Annotated in this window: 16 protein-coding genes; 12 read left to right on the forward strand and 4 right to left on the reverse strand. The window is 34.4% G+C overall.

All coding sequences use genetic code 11. From position 1 onward, the window contains the following. The 12 genes from B2S90_RS05475 to B2S90_RS05530 form a co-directional block, all read left to right on the forward strand. A partial coding sequence (locus tag B2S90_RS05475) for a type I glyceraldehyde-3-phosphate dehydrogenase (RefSeq protein ID WP_286696668.1) occupies nt 1–729 on the forward strand: 729 nt, incomplete at its 5' end. Nucleotides 730–843: 114 nt separating this feature from the next. After that, nucleotides 844–2,256 carry a S41 family peptidase gene (locus B2S90_RS05480; RefSeq protein ID WP_286696669.1) on the forward strand — a complete coding sequence of 471 codons (1,413 nt, stop codon included), beginning with the start codon at nt 844–846 and terminating at the stop codon, nt 2,254–2,256. 14 nt (nt 2,257–2,270) lie between these two features. After that, nucleotides 2,271–4,241 carry an excinuclease ABC subunit UvrB gene (gene uvrB / locus B2S90_RS05485; RefSeq protein WP_278860360.1) on the forward strand — a complete coding sequence of 657 codons (1,971 nt, stop codon included), beginning with the start codon at nt 2,271–2,273 and terminating at the stop codon, nt 4,239–4,241. Further along, the gene (locus B2S90_RS05490; RefSeq protein WP_278860361.1) at nt 4,231–5,613 is read left to right on the forward strand and encodes a CCA tRNA nucleotidyltransferase; all 1,383 of its coding nucleotides are present in this window, start codon (nt 4,231–4,233) and stop codon (nt 5,611–5,613) included. The genes uvrB and B2S90_RS05490 overlap by 11 nt, the downstream gene beginning before the upstream one ends. Then, a complete protein-coding gene (gene uvrA, locus B2S90_RS05495; RefSeq protein ID WP_278780655.1) occupies nt 5,570–8,392 on the forward strand; it encodes an excinuclease ABC subunit UvrA in 2,823 nt (940 codons plus the stop codon). The genes B2S90_RS05490 and uvrA overlap by 44 nt, the downstream gene beginning before the upstream one ends. An 11-nt stretch (nt 8,393–8,403) precedes the next feature. Next, nucleotides 8,404–9,339, forward strand: a complete 936-nt coding sequence (gene hprK / locus B2S90_RS05500; protein WP_055234346.1) for an HPr(Ser) kinase/phosphatase — start codon at nt 8,404–8,406, stop codon at nt 9,337–9,339. 3 nt (nt 9,340–9,342) lie between these two features. Beyond that, nucleotides 9,343–10,137, forward strand: coding sequence for a prolipoprotein diacylglyceryl transferase (gene lgt, locus B2S90_RS05505; RefSeq protein ID WP_278860362.1), 795 nt, complete (start codon nt 9,343–9,345; stop codon nt 10,135–10,137). Nucleotides 10,138–10,434: 297 nt separating this feature from the next. Next, nucleotides 10,435–11,484 carry a GTP pyrophosphokinase gene (locus B2S90_RS05510; protein WP_055234350.1) on the forward strand — a complete coding sequence of 350 codons (1,050 nt, stop codon included), beginning with the start codon at nt 10,435–10,437 and terminating at the stop codon, nt 11,482–11,484. Between the two features lie 209 nt (nt 11,485–11,693). Then, nucleotides 11,694–11,873, forward strand: coding sequence for a hypothetical protein (locus B2S90_RS05515; RefSeq protein WP_286696672.1), 180 nt, complete (start codon nt 11,694–11,696; stop codon nt 11,871–11,873). Beyond that, nucleotides 11,861–12,370, forward strand: coding sequence for an SDR family NAD(P)-dependent oxidoreductase (locus B2S90_RS05520; protein ID WP_286696673.1), 510 nt, complete (start codon nt 11,861–11,863; stop codon nt 12,368–12,370). Before B2S90_RS05515 ends, B2S90_RS05520 begins: the two co-directional genes overlap by 13 nt. 40 nt (nt 12,371–12,410) lie before the next feature. Continuing rightward, the gene (locus B2S90_RS05525) at nt 12,411–13,136 is read left to right on the forward strand and encodes an EFR1 family ferrodoxin (protein ID WP_278780724.1); all 726 of its coding nucleotides are present in this window, start codon (nt 12,411–12,413) and stop codon (nt 13,134–13,136) included. Next, complete coding sequence (locus tag B2S90_RS05530) at nt 13,115–13,354, forward strand: hypothetical protein (protein WP_055234811.1); 240 nt, start codon at nt 13,115–13,117, stop codon at nt 13,352–13,354. Before B2S90_RS05525 ends, B2S90_RS05530 begins: the two co-directional genes overlap by 22 nt. Before the next feature lie 58 nt (nt 13,355–13,412). Here the strand turns inward: B2S90_RS05530 and B2S90_RS05535 are convergent, their stop codons facing one another. The 4 genes from B2S90_RS05535 to B2S90_RS05550 form a co-directional block, all read right to left on the reverse strand. Next, nucleotides 13,413–14,522, reverse strand: a complete 1,110-nt coding sequence (locus tag B2S90_RS05535) for a 5-methyltetrahydropteroyltriglutamate--homocysteine S-methyltransferase (RefSeq protein WP_278861247.1) — start codon at nt 14,520–14,522, stop codon at nt 13,413–13,415. Between the two features lie 96 nt (nt 14,523–14,618). Next, nucleotides 14,619–15,023: a DUF5301 domain-containing protein gene (locus B2S90_RS05540; RefSeq protein WP_278861246.1), complete on the reverse strand. Its 405-nt coding sequence runs from the start codon at nt 15,021–15,023 to the stop codon at nt 14,619–14,621. Continuing rightward, a complete protein-coding gene (locus tag B2S90_RS05545; protein WP_286696670.1) occupies nt 15,020–15,658 on the reverse strand; it encodes a hypothetical protein in 639 nt (212 codons plus the stop codon). The genes B2S90_RS05540 and B2S90_RS05545 overlap by 4 nt, the downstream gene beginning before the upstream one ends. 293 nt (nt 15,659–15,951) lie before the next feature. After that, entirely contained in the window at nt 15,952–17,166 is a 1,215-nt protein-coding gene (locus tag B2S90_RS05550) for an ATP-binding protein (protein ID WP_286696671.1), read from the reverse strand. Nucleotides 17,167–17,312 lie beyond the last annotated feature (146 nt).

Consider the following 17,312-nt stretch of genomic DNA (forward strand, 5'->3'; position numbering starts at 1 on the left):
CTTGAATGTACTGGTTTCTACACTTCAAAAGCAAAAGCTGAAGCTCATATAGCTGCAGGTGCTAAGAAGGTTGTTATTTCAGCTCCAGCTGGAAACGATCTTAAGACTATCGTATTCAACGTAAACAACAAAACATTAACAGCAGATGATAAGGTTATCTCTGCAGCTTCTTGTACTACAAACTGCTTAGCTCCAATGGCTGATGCATTAAACAAGTTAGCAGAAATCCAGGGTGGTATCATGTTAACAGTTCATGGTTACACTGGTGACCAGATGCTTCTTGATGGACCACAGAGAAAAGGTAACTTAAGAAGATCTAGAGCTGCTGCAGTTAATATCGTACCATCATCTACAGGTGCTGCAAAAGCTATCGGTTTAGTTATCCCAGAATTAAATGGTAAATTAATCGGTTCTGCAGTTCGTGTACCAGTTCCAACTGGATCAACTACAGTTTTAACAGCTGTTGTTAAGGGTACTGTTACTGTTGATGAAGTTAACGCTGCTATGAAGGCTGCTGCAACTGATTCATTCGGTTACAATGAAGACGAAATCGTATCTTCTGACATCGTTGGAATGACTTACGGTTCATTATTTGACGCAACTCAGACTATGGTTACAGCTTTACCTGATGGAAATAGTGAAGTTCAGGTTGTATCTTGGTACGACAACGAAAACTCATTCACTTCTAACATGGTTAAGACAATCAAGTATTTCTCAGAATTAGCTTAATCAAATCTGAATTAAATAATGGAAGATCCCTGTATAGGGATCTTTTCTTTTTGGTCAAGTTTCTACTCAAAACATCAATGTTATGATAAAATAATGAAACGAGGTGACTTGAACATGGAACTAAATAAAAGAAAGAAAAGTTTATTAATCAAATATATAGTGATAGGGGTGCTATGTTTAGCCCTTGGTTTTGGTAGTGGTTATATAGTATTCCATAATAGTAATGCAAATGCGAATGAGAAAACAAATCTCACATTAGTCGATGAAGTAGTAGATTTATTAAATAATAACTGGTTAGATACAACAGATTCTCAAACATCTATTCAAGATCGTATGATTCAAGGGTTAGTAAATGGTCTAGGAGACTCACATTCCTCTTTTATGTCTTCTCAGGAAAATAAAGAATTTAATAGTGATATAAATGGCAGCTATAGTGGTATTGGTGTTTATTTTTCTCCAGTTCATAGTGGTGCTTTATTGACTGGTATTATAGAAGGAAGCAGTGCTGAAAAGGCTGGACTTAAGGCAGGAGATATTATTACTGAAGCAGATAATAAATCACTCAATGGGTTGACAAGTACAGAAATGCAGGAACATATTAAAGGAAATGAAGGTACAGAAGTTTCTTTAAAGGTAAAAAGACTTAAACAGACTTTGAATGTGAAAGCAGTACGTAAGAACTTCAGTTCCGATGTCACTTATTATGTAGGAACTAAAAATAATAAAACATATGGTTATGTGAATATTTCTACTTTTGGAGATACAACTGCACAGCATGTAGAAAAAGCTTTAAAAGAGTTTAAGAAACAGAATGTCTCAGATATTATTCTAGACTTAAGAGGGAATGGTGGGGGTTATATTACTGCCGCTAGAGATCTACTTTCTTTATTTAATGAGAAGGGTGAAACACTTTTTACTGTTAAGAATAAAAAGGGTCAGACTGAAACATATAAGGATAATACAAAGACACATTATGCATTTTCTAATGGTTATATTTTAATGAATGGTGGAACAGCTAGTGCATCAGAATTATGTGCAGGTACATTTAAAGAAATACAGGGATATAAACTTATTGGGCAGCAATCTTATGGTAAAGGGACTATCCAGGCACAGACGAACTTAACTGATGGTTCTGTATTGAAATATACTTATGCAAAGTGGTATACACCTAAGGGTGTGAATATTAATAAGAAGGGATGGACTCCTGATGTGACAGTAGAGGATCAGTCTCTCTTATCTGCTTATTTCACTTATTATAGTGATAAGTATTATGTGGATAATGTGAATAATTCTATTATTGTTATGGAAAGATTATTAGAAGTACTTGGTTATAATCCAGGTCGTACAGATGGTTATTTCTCACAGGGTGTAAGTGATGCACTTAAACGTTTTGAACAGGATCATGGTTTAACTGTAGATGGTGTATTAGAATATAGTGATCAGGAATGCATGGTTAGTGTACTTGCAGAAAGATTAAGTCATAAAGAATATGACAATACATTACAGAAAGTACTTACTTTAATATAGAAAGAAGGGATTATATGTCTTACAAGCTTGTATCAAAATTTGAACCAATGGGAGATCAGCCAGAAGCTATTAAAGAACTTGTGAAAGGAATTCATGAAGGTAAAAAGACACAGGTCTTATTAGGTGGTACAGGGACTGGTAAGACATTTACCTTTGCGAATGTGATTGCACAGGTGAATAAACCTACTCTTGTACTATCACACAATAAAACATTAGCTGGACAGCTTTATAGCGAATTAAAGGAATTCTTTCCAGAAAATCGTGTAGAATACTTTATTTCAAACTTCGATTTCTATCAGCCAGAAGCCTATATTCCTAAGAGTGATACATATATTGATAAAGAATCACAAACAAATGAAGAAATAGAGATGTTAAGAGCTGCTGCTATGAATTCTTTATTAGAAAGAAAAGATACGATTGTTGTTGCATCTGTGGCCGCTATTTATGGTTTAGGTAATCCACAGAGTTATCAGGAAATGATTTTCTCTTTACGTGTGGGTCAGGAAATTGATCGACGTGAATTACTCACATTCTTAGTAGATAGACAATATACTAGAAATGATATGGACCAGGTCAAAGGTACTTTTAGAGTACGTGGTGATGTCATTGAAATAGTACCAGGTCATACTGAATCTTATATTATACGTATTGAATTATTTGGTGATGAAGTAGATCGTATTACAGAAGTTGATCCTTTGACTGGTCATGTTCAGGCTTCTTATAATACATATACGATTTATCCGGCTGAAGAATATATTACCAGCAGAGAAAAGATGCTTCATGCCTGTGATACGATTGAAGAAGAATTAAAAGACCGACTACAGTATTTCCAGGATGCCGCAAAACCACTTGAGTATGAAAGAATCGATAACCGTACAAGACATGATATTGAAATGTTGAGAGAAGTAGGTATCTGTCCAGGTATTGAAAACTATTCACGTCATATTGATGGAAGAAAGCCAGGAGAAAGACCTTATTGTTTAATAGATTATTTTCCAGATGATTTCTTGCTTATTGTCGATGAATCTCATGTTATGCTTCCGCAGATCAGAGGTATGTTTAATGGAGACAGAAGTCGTAAAGAAACATTAGTGGAATATGGTTTCCGTTTACCAAGTGCATTGGACAATAGACCACTTCGTTTTGAAGAGTTTGAAAAACTTATTCCCCAGGCAATATTTGTATCCGCTACACCAGGTGATTATGAGTTAGAAGGTGTACATGGTGAATATGTTGAACAGATTATTCGTCCTACAGGATTATTAGATCCTATTATTGAAGTACGTCCAATAGAAGATCAGATTGATGATATTATTAGTGAAATACAGTTACGTATAGAAAGAAATGAACGTGTACTTATTACGACTCTTACAAAGAGAATGGCTGAGGATTTAACTGATTATCTTAAGGAATTTGGTTTAAAGGTTGCTTATCTTCATTCAGAAACAAAAACATTAGAACGTACAGAAATATTAAGAGATTTACGTTTGGGTAAATATGATGTTTTGATTGGTATCAACTTATTAAGAGAAGGTTTAGACCTTCCAGAAGTTTCTCTTGTATGTATCTTAGATGCAGATAAGGAAGGTTTCTTGAGAAGTGAACGTTCGTTGATCCAGACAATTGGTCGTGCGGCAAGAAATGCGGATGGTCATGTTATTATGTATGCAGATCGTATCACTGATTCTATGCAGCGTGCCATTGATGAAACAAGTCGTCGTAGAGAAATACAGGAAGCTTATAATAAGGCTCATGGTATTACTCCAACAACAATTAAGAAAGAAATTAGAGAAGCTATCCATGGTCAGGAAGTCATTGATGAAGCACAGAAGCTTGTCAAGAAAGGCCGTAAAGCACCTAAGAAGGATAAGAAGGTTCTTCTTGAGGAATTAGAAAGACAGATGAAAGAAGCAGCGAAGTTGCTTGACTTTGAACGTGCTATGGAACTTCGAGATATGATAGAGGAGATTAAAGATGGAAAGTGAATTTAGTCTCACACCTCTCGCATTAGATGTCTTTGAGGCAATTAAACAGGCTGGAGGACATGTATATCTAGTAGGAGGATGTGTACGTGATTTTCTATTAAAAAGAAGATCTAAAGATATTGATGTAGAAGTACATCACCTCTCTTTTGCGGCTTTAAAGGAAGTATTGTCACCCTTTGGAACAGTACAGGTCATGGGTGCGGCATTTGCGGTGGTTCATTTGTCTACTCTTGAAGGCTATGAATTCGCCTTACCAAGAATAGAAGAAAAAACAGGACTCAAGCATCAGGACTTTAATGTTATTGTGGATCCTGATCTTCCTTTAGAAAAAGCCTGTGCAAGAAGAGATTTTACGATTAATAGTATGTTATATGATATAGAAACAGGAACAGTCATTGATTTCTATTCAGGGCAGAAGGATTTAAAGAATGGTATTCTTCGTGCAACGAATGTGGAGCATTTCTCAGAAGATCCATTACGAGTACTAAGAGGAGCGTCCTTCATGTCACGTTATGGCTTCAAGATGGATCCAGATACAAAAAATCTATGTCAATCTATCGTAGAAGAAGGGGGATTAGATACTCTCAGCATAGAACGTATTTATACAGAATACTGTAAGATATTGATGGGATTATATCCTTCACAGGGACTCAATTTCTTAAGAGACATTCATGGCCTTCCGTTCTACTTACAGGACTTAGATACAACCCATCAGAGAACAGACTATCATCCAGAAGGCAGTGTCTGGAATCATACAATGCTGGTAACTGATTTAGCAGCATTATGTAAACATCATACAAGTGAACCGTTATGGTTTATGTGGAGTGCCTTATTACATGATATAGGTAAACCACTTGTAACAACACCAGAAGGACATGCTTATGGTCATGCAGAAGAAGGTGCCGCCCTTTTTGATGAAAAGGTGGATCTGATTCTCTCTCATAAACAGAAAAGATATATTTATACCATGATTCAATATCATATGGTATTACCTACATTTTCTCGTAATCATGCAAGAAAGATTAAATTCTTACGCTTCTTAAAAGCAATAGATCAGAAGGCACCTTTAAAGGATCTTCTCTATCTTGCAAGATGTGATAAGTTAGGAAGAGGTATGGTTACAAGTGCTTCTATCAATGAATTGAATGCTTATGTAGAAGAAATGGTGTCTATGTGTGGAGACCATGCACCTGTTCCTATTGTGACAGGTAAAGATTTAATAAATGAAGGTTTTGAGAATCATCAGGATTATTCTAAAATACTTTCTCTAGCCTATGACTACCAATTACAGGGTTTAAATAAAGAAGTGATTATAAGGAGGTTGAAGAATGAAACAGGATGTCATTGCAGTGAGGGGTGCACGTGTCAATAACCTCAAAAATGTGAATATAGATATTCCTAAAAATAAACTTGTGATTATGACAGGTTTATCAGGAAGTGGGAAGACATCTCTTGCGTTTGATACAATCTATGCAGAAGGTCAAAGACGTTATGTAGAATCATTGAATTCTTATGCAAGACAGTTCTTAGGTGGAATGGAAAAACCTGATGTGGATTCAATAGAAGGGTTATCACCTGCTATTGCGATTGATCAGAAAACAACATCGAATAATCCACGTTCTACTGTTGGTACAGTAACAGAAATTTATGATTATTTACGTTTGTTATATGCTCGTGTAGGACATGCTTATTGTCCTCATCATGGGATTAAGATAGAAGCCCAGACATTAAAACAGATGGGTGATATTGTGGATACATATGATGATGGAGATAAACTTCAGATTCTTGCACGTATGGCTATGAATCAAAAGGGAACACATAAAGATCTCTTTGATAAATTAAGAAAAGAAGGGTATGTCAGAGTCAAAGTAGATGGAAATATGTATACTCTTGATGAAGACATTACTCTAGAAAAAAATAAAAAGCATACCATCGATGTCATTGTCGATCGTATTAAGAAAAAAGAAGGCTATCGTACACGTCTCATTGAATCCTTAGAAACAGCTTTAAAATTAACAGATGGTGAAGCTATTGTAGAGAACCTTACACAGAGTACAGAAAAGCTTTTCTCTTCTAACTATGCCTGTCCTATTTGTGGTTTCTCTGTTCCTAAGCTAGAACCACGTTTATTCTCTTTTAATAATCCATTAGGTGCTTGTCCTGATTGTAAAGGTTTAGGTATTAAGGAAGAAGTGGATCTAGACTTATTAGTACCTGACTGGAACTTGAGTATTAATGAGGGTGGTATACGTTATTTCAAGACAGCAGTAGGGACTGATCGTATTGAATGGCAGCGTTTCTTAAAACTATGCGAATATTATCATATTGATTTAGATAAGCCTTTAAAGGACTTTGATGAAGAAGAAAGAGATATTATCTTTACTGGTTCTCATGAACCTATTACTTATACAATTGTCTCTTCTTCGGGTAATGTTTCTCGTACAACAAACTATATTGAAGGTGTCGTTACACTTATTCAAAGACGTTATGAAGAAACATCTTCTAAATGGTCTAAAGAATGGTATGCGTCATTTATGGCTGAACATACCTGTCCTACATGTCATGGTGCAAGATTGAATGAAATGGTTTTAAGTGTACAAGTTGGTGGGTTGAATATTATTGAATTCACTAATCTTTCTATTGAGAAAGCTTTAGAATTTGTGGAAAATCTTAAACTATCAGAAATGGAAGAAAAGATTGCCCATTTGATCTTAAAAGAAATTCATGACAGACTTACATTCTTGAATGAAGTAGGATTAGGCTATTTAACACTTTCTAGACGTGCAGGAGGCTTATCCGGTGGCGAAGCACAGCGCATTCGTCTAGCAACTCAAATTGGTTCACGCTTAACGGGAGTTCTTTATGTATTAGATGAACCTTCTATTGGACTTCATCAAAGAGACAATGAGAAACTCATTCATACACTACAGGAAATGCGTGATCTAGGAAATAGTGTGCTTGTCGTAGAACATGATGAAGACACAATGCGTGCTTCTGATTATATTGTGGATATTGGTCCTGGTGCAGGTATTCATGGTGGACAGGTGATTGCCTATGGTACACCTGAAGAAGTTGCCGCCAATGAAAATTCTATTACAGGTGATTATTTATCTGGCAGAAAGAAGATTGATGTACCAAAAACAAGACATAAAGGAAATGGTCTTTATTTAGAAGTACGCGGAGCTAAGGAACATAACCTAAAGAATATTAATGTGAAGTTTCCGCTTGGTAAGTTTATTGCGGTAACAGGTGTATCTGGTTCAGGTAAATCTACATTAGTGAATGATATTTTATGTAAAGCACTACGTGCTAAGATTTATCGTTCACGTGAATTACCTGGTAAACATAAAGAAATACGTGGTATAGAGAATATTGATAAAGTTATTGAAGTATCACAGGAACCAATTGGTCGTACACCACGTTCTAATCCTGTGACTTATACAGGTGTCTTTGATGATATTCGTGATTTATTTTCGAAAACACCAGAAGCTAAAATACGTGGATATGATAAAGGACGTTTCTCCTTTAATGTGAAGGGTGGACGTTGTGAAGCATGTCAAGGAGATGGGGTAAAACGTATCTCTATGAACTTCCTTCCAGATGTTTATGTACCTTGTGAAGAATGTCATGGACATCGTTATAATGAAGAAACATTACAGGTGACTTATAAGGATAAGAACATCTATGATGTATTAGAAATGACTGTAGAAGAATCACTTACTTTCTTTGAAAATCTTCCTCGTATTTATACTAAACTTAAAGCACTTTATGATGTGGGTCTTGGTTATATTAAACTTGGCCAAAGTGCGACAACACTTTCTGGTGGTGAAGCACAAAGAGTGAAGCTTGCATCTGAGTTACAAAAACGTTCAACAGGTAAAACACTTTATATTCTTGATGAACCAACAACAGGATTACATAGTGATGATGTGAATAGATTGATTGGTGTATTACAGAAGATTGTGGATAATGGTGATACAGTCTTAGTTATTGAACATAATTTAGATGTGATTAAGGTCGCAGATCACATCATCGATTTAGGATTGGAAGGTGGCGACAATGGTGGTACAATAGTTGTGGAAGGTACCCCTGAAAAGGTGGCAAAGTGTGAAAAGAGCCATACAGGACGCTTTCTTAAGAACCTATTGTAAGGAGGTATTTTATGGGAAAGTCCGTAAAACTAAAAGACTTGATGAATAATCCAGCCTATAAACGTGTATCTGGAGATGAAGAATCTTTAGAAAGAGAAGTATTTATCGCAGAAATCAACCGTCCTGGATTTGAGCTTGCAGGTTTCTTTAAACATAGTGATTTTAGAAGAATTATTCTATTAGGTGATAAAGAAAATATATTTATTAGAGAAATGACAAAAGAGAGTCAGCTAGCATGCTTCTCTAAACTTGTGAATGATGAAACACCTTGTATTATTATTGCAAAGGGATATGAAGCACCAGAGATTCTAAAAAATATTGCATGTAAGAGAAACTTCCCAATCTTTGAAACAGAAATGGCAACAGGAAGAGTATCTATTAACTTAATGGGTAAGTTAGACGAACTCTTAGCACCAGAAACACAGATCCATGGTGTATTCTTAAATATTTATGGTAAAGGTGTCATTATTAAAGGGGATAGTGGTATTGGTAAATCCGAAATCGCCCTTGAACTTATTAAGAGAGGACATCAGCTGATTGCGGATGATGCAGTAGAACTTTATCATATTGGTCAGTCTATTATTGGGAAAGCACCCACTGTCTTAAAGAACTTACTAGAAATCCGTGGTATTGGTGTTATTGATGCATCTAAGATGTTTGGGGCTGCCAGTGTTCTTCCAAAAGAAAAGGTAGACCTTATTATTCAGTTAGAAAGATGGTTACCATCCCGTGAATATAGACGTATTGGAGCAGAAGAAGATGATGTTACTGAAGATATTCTTTCAGTTCCTATTCCTAAGATTGTTGTACCAGTAACTGGCGGACGTTCTATGTCAGTTATTATTGAAGCAGCTGTTATGAATATGCAGCTTAAGGATTCTGGATTTGATTCAAGTAAAGAATTCGTGAATAGAATCCTTGAAAACATTAAAAGTAAGCAGGTGTAAGTTATGCAATTCTTTCCAGAATATAATATATTTCTTAAAATCGGTGCTCTGCAGATTCATATGTATGCAGTATGTATCATTATTGGTGCATTTATTGCCTATCTGCTAGGTCAGTATAATTTTAAGAAATTAGGCTATAGTTCTGAAATTTTATCAGATTACTTCTTTGGAGTACTCATGACAGGAATCATTGGTGCCCGTATCTGGTATGTTATCTTCATGTGGAAAGAACTCTATGCATCTCATCCTGAAGAAATTATTGCGATATGGCATGGTGGACTAGCAATACAGGGTGGAATCATAGCTGCACTCATTTATAGCTATTACTTCTTTAAAAAGAAGGATATTCCTTTCTTGGTGGCAGGAGATGCGATTATGCCAGGTGTACTCATTGCTCAGGCATGTGGTCGCTGGGGAAACTTCTTCAACCATGAAGCATTTGGTTCAGCTGTTTCATTAAATTTCCTCAAGTTATTACATCTTCCTCAATTTATCATCAACAATATGTATATTGAGGGAGCTTATCATCATCCTACATTCCTTTATGAATCAGTAGGGAACTTGATTGTCTTTCTTGTGATTATTCTTGTAGTTAAGAAGAAAGCACAATGTACAGGTGAACAGTTTTTCTCTTACTTTATCGGTTATGGTATTGTGAGAGTATTTGTGGAAGGATTACGTACGGACTCACTTATGTTAGGTCCTATCCGTATGGCCCAACTCACATCTATAGTATTTATTATTGTGGGTGTTGCTGGTATATATTACTTAAGAAACTATCAAAAGCGAAAGTCCTAAAGTGAAAAGTTAATAAGATAATTGCAATCAATAACGTCGGAATGGGATTTTGATATCCAGTTCTGGCGTTTTTTGATTTAATAGGGGGTTGTGAGTGCAGCATGTTTCAGCGTATTACATGAAAATGTGCATTTGCACAAAAAATAGGAATGAATATTGGACGATTATATACAGGCAGAAAAAATTAACTAATGAATATGTGTAAGACTAACCATCAAAAGCGAAAGAATTAATCTTTCGCTTTTTCTTCACATTAAGTTAATGTATCATATGTATGATAGTTAAGAGGTGTAAAAGATGGATAAAAGAATTGAAAATCATATCATCCAACAATATTATGACAATCAGAGTCTCTATCGTTCATTAAAACATGATATTACAGATATTATTGAAAATATCATTACAAAGAATAATATAAAGATTTCTAATTTTGCGATACGTATTAAAACAGAAGATGCATTAAGACGTAAAATCTGTTTAAAACATAAGTACAAGGATGTTAATGATATTACAGATATCGTTGCATGCCGTATTATTACATTATTCGAATCAGATATTGATGTCATTTATAAGTTGATTAAACAGAACTTTGATATTGTGGAATACAATGATAAGAGAAAGAAGAACTACGATGACCGTATTGATTTCGGTTATAATTCTCTTCATTTATTAGTAAAATATAATGAAGCAAGACTGAATATGATAGAGTATTCAGATTATCGTCATATTGTCTTTGAAATACAGATTAGAACTATTCTCCAGCATTCTTGGGCTGAAGTAGAACATGGTCTAGGTTATAAGTCACAATATGAAATACCTAAGGATATTCGTAGAAGACTCACAAGACTCAGTGCGACTCTAGAAATACTAGATGAAGAATTTGTGAATATAAGAGATGATATAGAAGAATACAATAAGGGTATTGATCATATAGAGAAGGTATTAAAGACAGACTTGAACTATAACTCTCTCATGACTTATTATCATGATTCTCCTATTATGAGTGAATTAACACAGATCATCTGTGAACAGTTCAATGTATCAATTAAAGAAGAGCCTTATATTATATCTGAATTAAGAGTTGTAAAAAGATTCCATAATCTTGGCTATATGTATGTTCATGAACTCGATGAATTTATTATAGAAAATAGAGATAACATCGTAAACTTTGCGCAGTCAAAGCTCCGTTTTCTAGAAAAAAATAAGTATTTCAACCCTTATGATATCTTTGTCTGGGTATCACTGATCATGTTATTGAATCAAGGTGTGGATGATCCTGAAAATATCATCAGTAATGAAATGTTCAGCATTCCTAATAAGAATGAAGTAGACAAAGGAATTAATTAATAAATACCATATTCTTACACTTTTAAGATTTTATTATGTATAATTATTTTAACGCTTTTAAATTAAAAAGAAAGAAGGTAAATAATATGGGATTTTTAGAAGGTAAGACTGTCATTGTGACTGGTGGTTGACGTGCAGTACTTGAAGATGGTACATGTGGTTCAATTGGTTATGGTATCGTAACAGCATTTGCGAAAGAAGGCGCAAATATTGTGATTACTGGACGTAACTTAAAGAAACTAGAAGATGCAAAAGAAGAAATTGAAAGACTTTATAATGTAGAAGTTCTTCCAGTGCAGGCTGATGTGAATGCAGATGCTGATAATGAAGCAGTAGTAAAACCAGTTGTAGAAAGGCAATTGAAAAGTTTGGTCATATTGATGCATTAGTCAATAATGCACAGGCAAGTGCATCTGGTGTATCTCTTGCAGAACATACTACAGAACAGTTTGATTTAGCTATGTATTCAGGATTATATGCAGCATTCTATTATATGAAAGCATGTTATCCATACTTAAAAGAAACAAAAGGTTCAGTCATCAACTTCGCATCTGGTGCTGGATTATTCGGAAACAAAGGTCAGTGCTCTTACGCTGGTGCAAAAGAAGGTATCCGTGGTTTAACACGTGTTGCTGCAACTGAATGGGCTGCAGTTGGTATCAACGTAAATGTTGTATGTCCACTTGCTTGGACTGCACAGCTTGAAAAGTTTGAAAAAACCTATCCAGAAGCTTTCAAGGCGAATGTTCATACACCACCTATGGGACATTTTGGTGACAATGAAAAAGAAATCGGACGTGTTGTTGTACAATTAACTTCTCCAGACTTCAAATATATGACTGGTGAAACAATCACTCTTGAAGGTGGATTAGGAATGAGACCATAAGGAAACGCAATGCGTTTCCTCTTTTAAAAGGAGTAATACAATGATTTATTATTTTAGTGGAACAGGAAATAGTCGCTATGTAGCAGAAGCACTTTCTAAGTCCTTACAGGATACTATGCAATCTATTGAATCAGCTCAAAGCATTAAACAGGATGAAATGATTGGTATAGTCACACCTGTTTATTTCTTTGGTTTACCTTATATAGTGAAGGATTTCTTAGAAAGATTGTCTGTCTCTTCTAAGTCTTATTTTTATCTTGTCGTGACTTATGGTGGTAAACCAGGGAATATAGGTAAAGAAGCGAATAGTATTATGCAGAAGAAAGGCACAGGCTTTTATGCTATGTATGGTGTGAAAATGGTGGATACGTATATTCCTATGTATGATGCATCTAAAAATGAAAAGGTAGAATCTCAAATAGATCCTCAAATAGAAGAAATCATTACTACAATCAAAGAAAGAAGAATAGGGGACTACTTGAAAGGAACAGTACCAGTTCTTATTAATAAGGCCTGTTCGTTTCAATATAAACAGGTAAGAAAAACAGATAACTTAACCATTGATGAATCTTGTATTCATTGTGGCTTATGTGTGAAAGAATGTCCTGAACAGGCGATAGAAATCAAAGACCATGTGACATTTAGAAAAGAACAGTGTATGATGTGTTTAAGATGTTTACATCATTGTCCTGTGAATGCAATCAGATTTAAAAATAAGGACAAAGGACAATACAGGGGGTTACTATGGTCAAAGAAGATATTTTAATCAAGAATACAACAAGAGAACAAAGAGAACAAATTGTGAATGATGCATTAGGTATAGTAGATGGTTTATGTGATGGTTGTTCACAGGGAATCATTTCTATGTATGATGCGTATATTGATGGTTTAAAAGAATTAGATGAAATCAACAGAGAATTCAATGCCCACTATGAAGTAGATGATAAACGTGGTGGCAATAGAGGCGGCTGTTCAATGATGTAAGAAGTAAGAGTGATCTTACTTCTTTTTTTACACTAAAAAAGAACTTCTTTCGAAGTTCTTATCCCCATACCTCTTCTGCAATTTCTTTGACTAATTTTAATTTAGCCCACTGCTGTTCTTCAGTGAGTTTATTACCAATCGCACATGATGCGAATCCACATTGTGGACTTAAATAGAGTCTATCTAGTGGAATAAACTTAGCTGCTTCATGAATTCTCTTAATCACTGTTTCTTTATCTTCTAATTCAGGTGTTTTAGTTGTAATCAAACCTAATACAACCTTCTTATCTTCTGATACCTTTGCGAGAGGTGCAAATCCTCCAGATCTTTCATCATCATATTCTAGATATAAAGCATCGACATTTTCTTTCGCAAATACATAATCAGCGACAGAATTATATGGACCTTTCGCAAAGAATGTAGAATGGTAATTACCACGGCATATATGTGATGTAATCACCATGTCTTCTGGTTTATTTTCTAATGCAAGGTTATTGACTGCAAGTAATTCAGCTTTTACTTCTTCTAAATCAAGTCCTAAAGATTCATATCTCTGTTTTGCAGCATCTCCTACAATCGCACCCCAAGTACAGTCATCTAACTGTAGATTACGGCATCCTGCATCATAGAACTGTTTAATGATGTCCTGATAAGCCACACCAATATCATGAATCAATTCTTCATTTGTAGCATAGAACTTTCTTGTAGTTTCAAAGTTAGCAGGTACAATCATCTGCTGGAAAGTCTGTGCAGGGGCTGGAATAGTATACTTAGCCACTGTATTCTCATCTTCGAACTGTTTTAAGAACTTAAAGTATTCCACAAAAGGATGTGCTTTTGCCTTAATCTTACCTACAAGATAAGTATCATCCAATACTGCAAGTTCTGTATTAAATCTCACACCATTACCGGTATTCTTATGTTCAACACCCTCAAATCCCCACATGAAATCTAAATGCCAGAATGTTCTTCTGAATTCTCCATCAGTGATCACATGGTATCCTAATTCCTTCTGTTTCTTAACTACTTTTACAACTTCTTCATCTACAATATGATCATAATCTTCCTGAGATAACTTTCCGTTATCCAATGCTTCCTTAGCATCCTTGAGTGCCTGTGGTCTTAAAAAACTTCCTACAAAATCATATCTAAAAGGTACATTTCCCATTTCTTATTCCTCCTTGGTTAGTGATTGTATTATAACAACCACTCTCATCATTGAGAAATACATATAATATGCAGTTATATATAGTCTAAAACTATATTAATCTTCGTACTCCACTATCAGCTTATCTTTATTATTCTTAATAGTCTTATATAAGTCAGAAGGAATCTTCCATATTCCATTATAAGGTTCTTCTATATAAGTCTTTCCATTTCTTTCATAGACATAATATGTTTTTGTATCCATCTTTACCTTGATATAATCAACATTATTAGGGTTATCGTTTACTGACTCTTTTGAATAAGATGACTTTTCTTCTATATCTTTAATCAAAGAAGAAATCGTAGTTTGATTTAATTTATAGACAGTAGTCATAGCGCCTCCATGTACATGTGCAAATTCTACCTTAGATGCATCAGGCAGATCTAATGTCTTTTTATTTGAATTAAAACAATACAGACCAAATAATATCAATATAATAACTAATACACCCATCTTTTTCATGATATCCACCATGTATCGTTATGCCTCTGTAGACATCCTTTTTCTTCTGATATTTTATGTCCTTTAAAATCTCTTACAACAACCTTTTCATAATATTCATAGTTTTCTGATGCACAGTCATTGAAATCATCCCATCCATTCTCTATCCACTTAGATAGGTACACCTTATTGTCATCAATAGTGAGTACATTCTCCTGTGGATCCATCTTAAAATGAAACCTTCTAGGATAATAACAAACCAATTCCTCATCCTGACTTATAATATGCACATTTTCACCTATGATACATAAGTTATATGTGTTTATTTTTTTTATATTAAGCTCTGTGACAGTTTCTAATAATTTATCTGGTAAATACTTATAGAGAGTCATGATTCCTTTGTTGTAGTCTCCTTGTAAGAAATAGAAATAGTTGTTTAGGAATACAGGCTTTCCATATAATACATTCTTCTGGCATTTAAAAGGCTGAATAACCTTACCGTTCTCATAATCATAGAAAGATATCATAGAACCCTTATGGCTCTTATGGAATTCATAGAATTCAACATAATCACTTATTGCATATCCAAAACGTGTTTGTCCTTCTATTTTATCGATAGTTGTACCATTAACTTGATTAAATTGAATAATATTCATAGGGTACCTCCTACCTCAATTATAAAAAAAAGAACTCGTACTTGATTTAGTTATTATAGATCTCTCATAATTTTGATGGATATAGGAAATCATTTGTTTCTCTTGGTTATAAGTAACAGAGATTTCTAATTAATGATCATATAATAAAAAAGAGGGAGAGTAATATAAACTCTCCCCCGCCTGTAGGCTTCGCAAGTTTCTACAGAACGATCACTAGAATTAATATATGTTATTCTGATTGTGCTGTCAATAATCTAAAAAGATTTTGTCTTTCTATGATTGATTTGCTCTTACTATGTCCATTTCTCAGTTAAAAGGAAATCATGAATATTTTGATGTTTAATACCATTTCGGCTCATATCAAATTCATCAAGAGAAACTACATACTTAGGGAAATTGTCTCGGATATTATCATATGCACCAAATTCACGTTTAATTGTATCTTCTGATGCTAAGAGATATGTTACCTGAACATACAACTTTTCACCATGTTTATCACATACAAAATCAATTTCTTTTTCTCCTGTTTTACCAACAGTCACTTTATAGCCTCGACGTAATAATTCAAGATAGACAATATTTTCTAGAATGAGATTTATATCTCGCATATTGCCTCCAAAAATAGCTTCACGGATACCATGATCTGCAATATAATACTTTTCATTTGAAGAAAGTATCTGTTTGCCTTGTAGATCAACTCGTTTCACTTGATAGAACAGATAAGCATCGCAACAATATTTGATATAGTTTAGGATTGTTTCTGGCGCAACAGTACGTTGTTCACTTTTGAGAAACTTCGCAAGAGAATTTGCAGAGAAGGTTGTACCTACATTCGCAATCACATATGCAATAATACGTTCTAATAAATCTACATCACGTATTTTATTGCGTTTCACAATATCTTTAAGCTGTACAGAGTTAAATAAGTCGTGAAGATATTGTTTAGAAGGTTTATCCACATAACGAATATTCGCAAGATAGGGCATACCTCCAGTAATGAGATACTTTTGAAAACATAGTTGGATTGAATTATTAGGGTAAATTGGACGATATAATTCGATGAATTCTCCAAAAGAAAATGGATAGATGACAAACTCTACATATCTTCCGCCTAAATAAGTGGCAAGTTCACCAGATAATAGTTTTGCGTTTGATCCAGTGATATAGATGTCATAGTCCAATGAAACACGAAAAGAATTAATACACTTCTCCCAATCTTTCACTTCTTGAATTTCATCGAAAAAAAGATAAACTTTACCACCGATTTCCTTGGCACGATTGGTAATTTCATCATGAAGAGATTTGGCTGTCTGTAAATGAGAATAGCTTAAGTCTTCAAAGTTGATGGAGATAAACTGTGTTGGATTAACACCTGATTCTATAAGTTCCTGTTTTATTAGTTCTAACATAACAGATTTCCCACAACGATGAATTCCGGTTATTACCTTAATAAGGTCCAATCCAATGAACGGACGGATGCGTTTCATATAGAGTTCACGTTTAATCATTCATCTCAGCCCCTTCCTTATAACTATTTATGTTATATCACATATATAACTGAAATTTCATTTATAAATATGAAATTTATCAGTTATAACTGATAAAATAGAGAAATAAGCAAAAGTATAAGTTATAACTGAAAAGATGATGGCTC

The organism is Catenibacterium sp. UBA627 (assembly GCF_002299355.1).
Lineage (GTDB): Bacteria > Bacillota_I > Bacilli_A > Erysipelotrichales > Coprobacillaceae > Catenibacterium > Catenibacterium mitsuoka.

Excerpts from the sequence above, each read along its gene's own strand:
- uvrA (WP_278780655.1), top strand. The coding sequence starts at position 5,570 with ATGAAACAGGATGTCATTGCAGTGAGGGGTGCACGTGTCAATAACCTC.
- B2S90_RS05490 (WP_278860361.1), top strand. The coding sequence starts at position 4,231 with ATGGAAAGTGAATTTAGTCTCACACCTCTCGCATTAGATGTCTTTGAG.
- B2S90_RS05545 (WP_286696670.1), bottom strand. The coding sequence starts at position 15,658 with ATGAATATTATTCAATTTAATCAAGTTAATGGTACAACTATCGATAAA.
- uvrB (WP_278860360.1), top strand. The coding sequence starts at position 2,271 with ATGTCTTACAAGCTTGTATCAAAATTTGAACCAATGGGAGATCAGCCA.
- B2S90_RS05480 (WP_286696669.1), top strand. The coding sequence starts at position 844 with ATGGAACTAAATAAAAGAAAGAAAAGTTTATTAATCAAATATATAGTG.
- B2S90_RS05525 (WP_278780724.1), top strand. The coding sequence starts at position 12,411 with ATGATTTATTATTTTAGTGGAACAGGAAATAGTCGCTATGTAGCAGAA.
- B2S90_RS05530 (WP_055234811.1), top strand. The coding sequence starts at position 13,115 with ATGGTCAAAGAAGATATTTTAATCAAGAATACAACAAGAGAACAAAGA.
- B2S90_RS05540 (WP_278861246.1), bottom strand. The coding sequence starts at position 15,023 with ATGAAAAAGATGGGTGTATTAGTTATTATATTGATATTATTTGGTCTG.
- B2S90_RS05550 (WP_286696671.1), bottom strand. The coding sequence starts at position 17,166 with ATGATTAAACGTGAACTCTATATGAAACGCATCCGTCCGTTCATTGGA.
- B2S90_RS05510 (WP_055234350.1), top strand. The coding sequence starts at position 10,435 with ATGGATAAAAGAATTGAAAATCATATCATCCAACAATATTATGACAAT.
- lgt (WP_278860362.1), top strand. The coding sequence starts at position 9,343 with ATGCAATTCTTTCCAGAATATAATATATTTCTTAAAATCGGTGCTCTG.
- B2S90_RS05535 (WP_278861247.1), bottom strand. The coding sequence starts at position 14,522 with ATGGGAAATGTACCTTTTAGATATGATTTTGTAGGAAGTTTTTTAAGA.
- hprK (WP_055234346.1), top strand. The coding sequence starts at position 8,404 with ATGGGAAAGTCCGTAAAACTAAAAGACTTGATGAATAATCCAGCCTAT.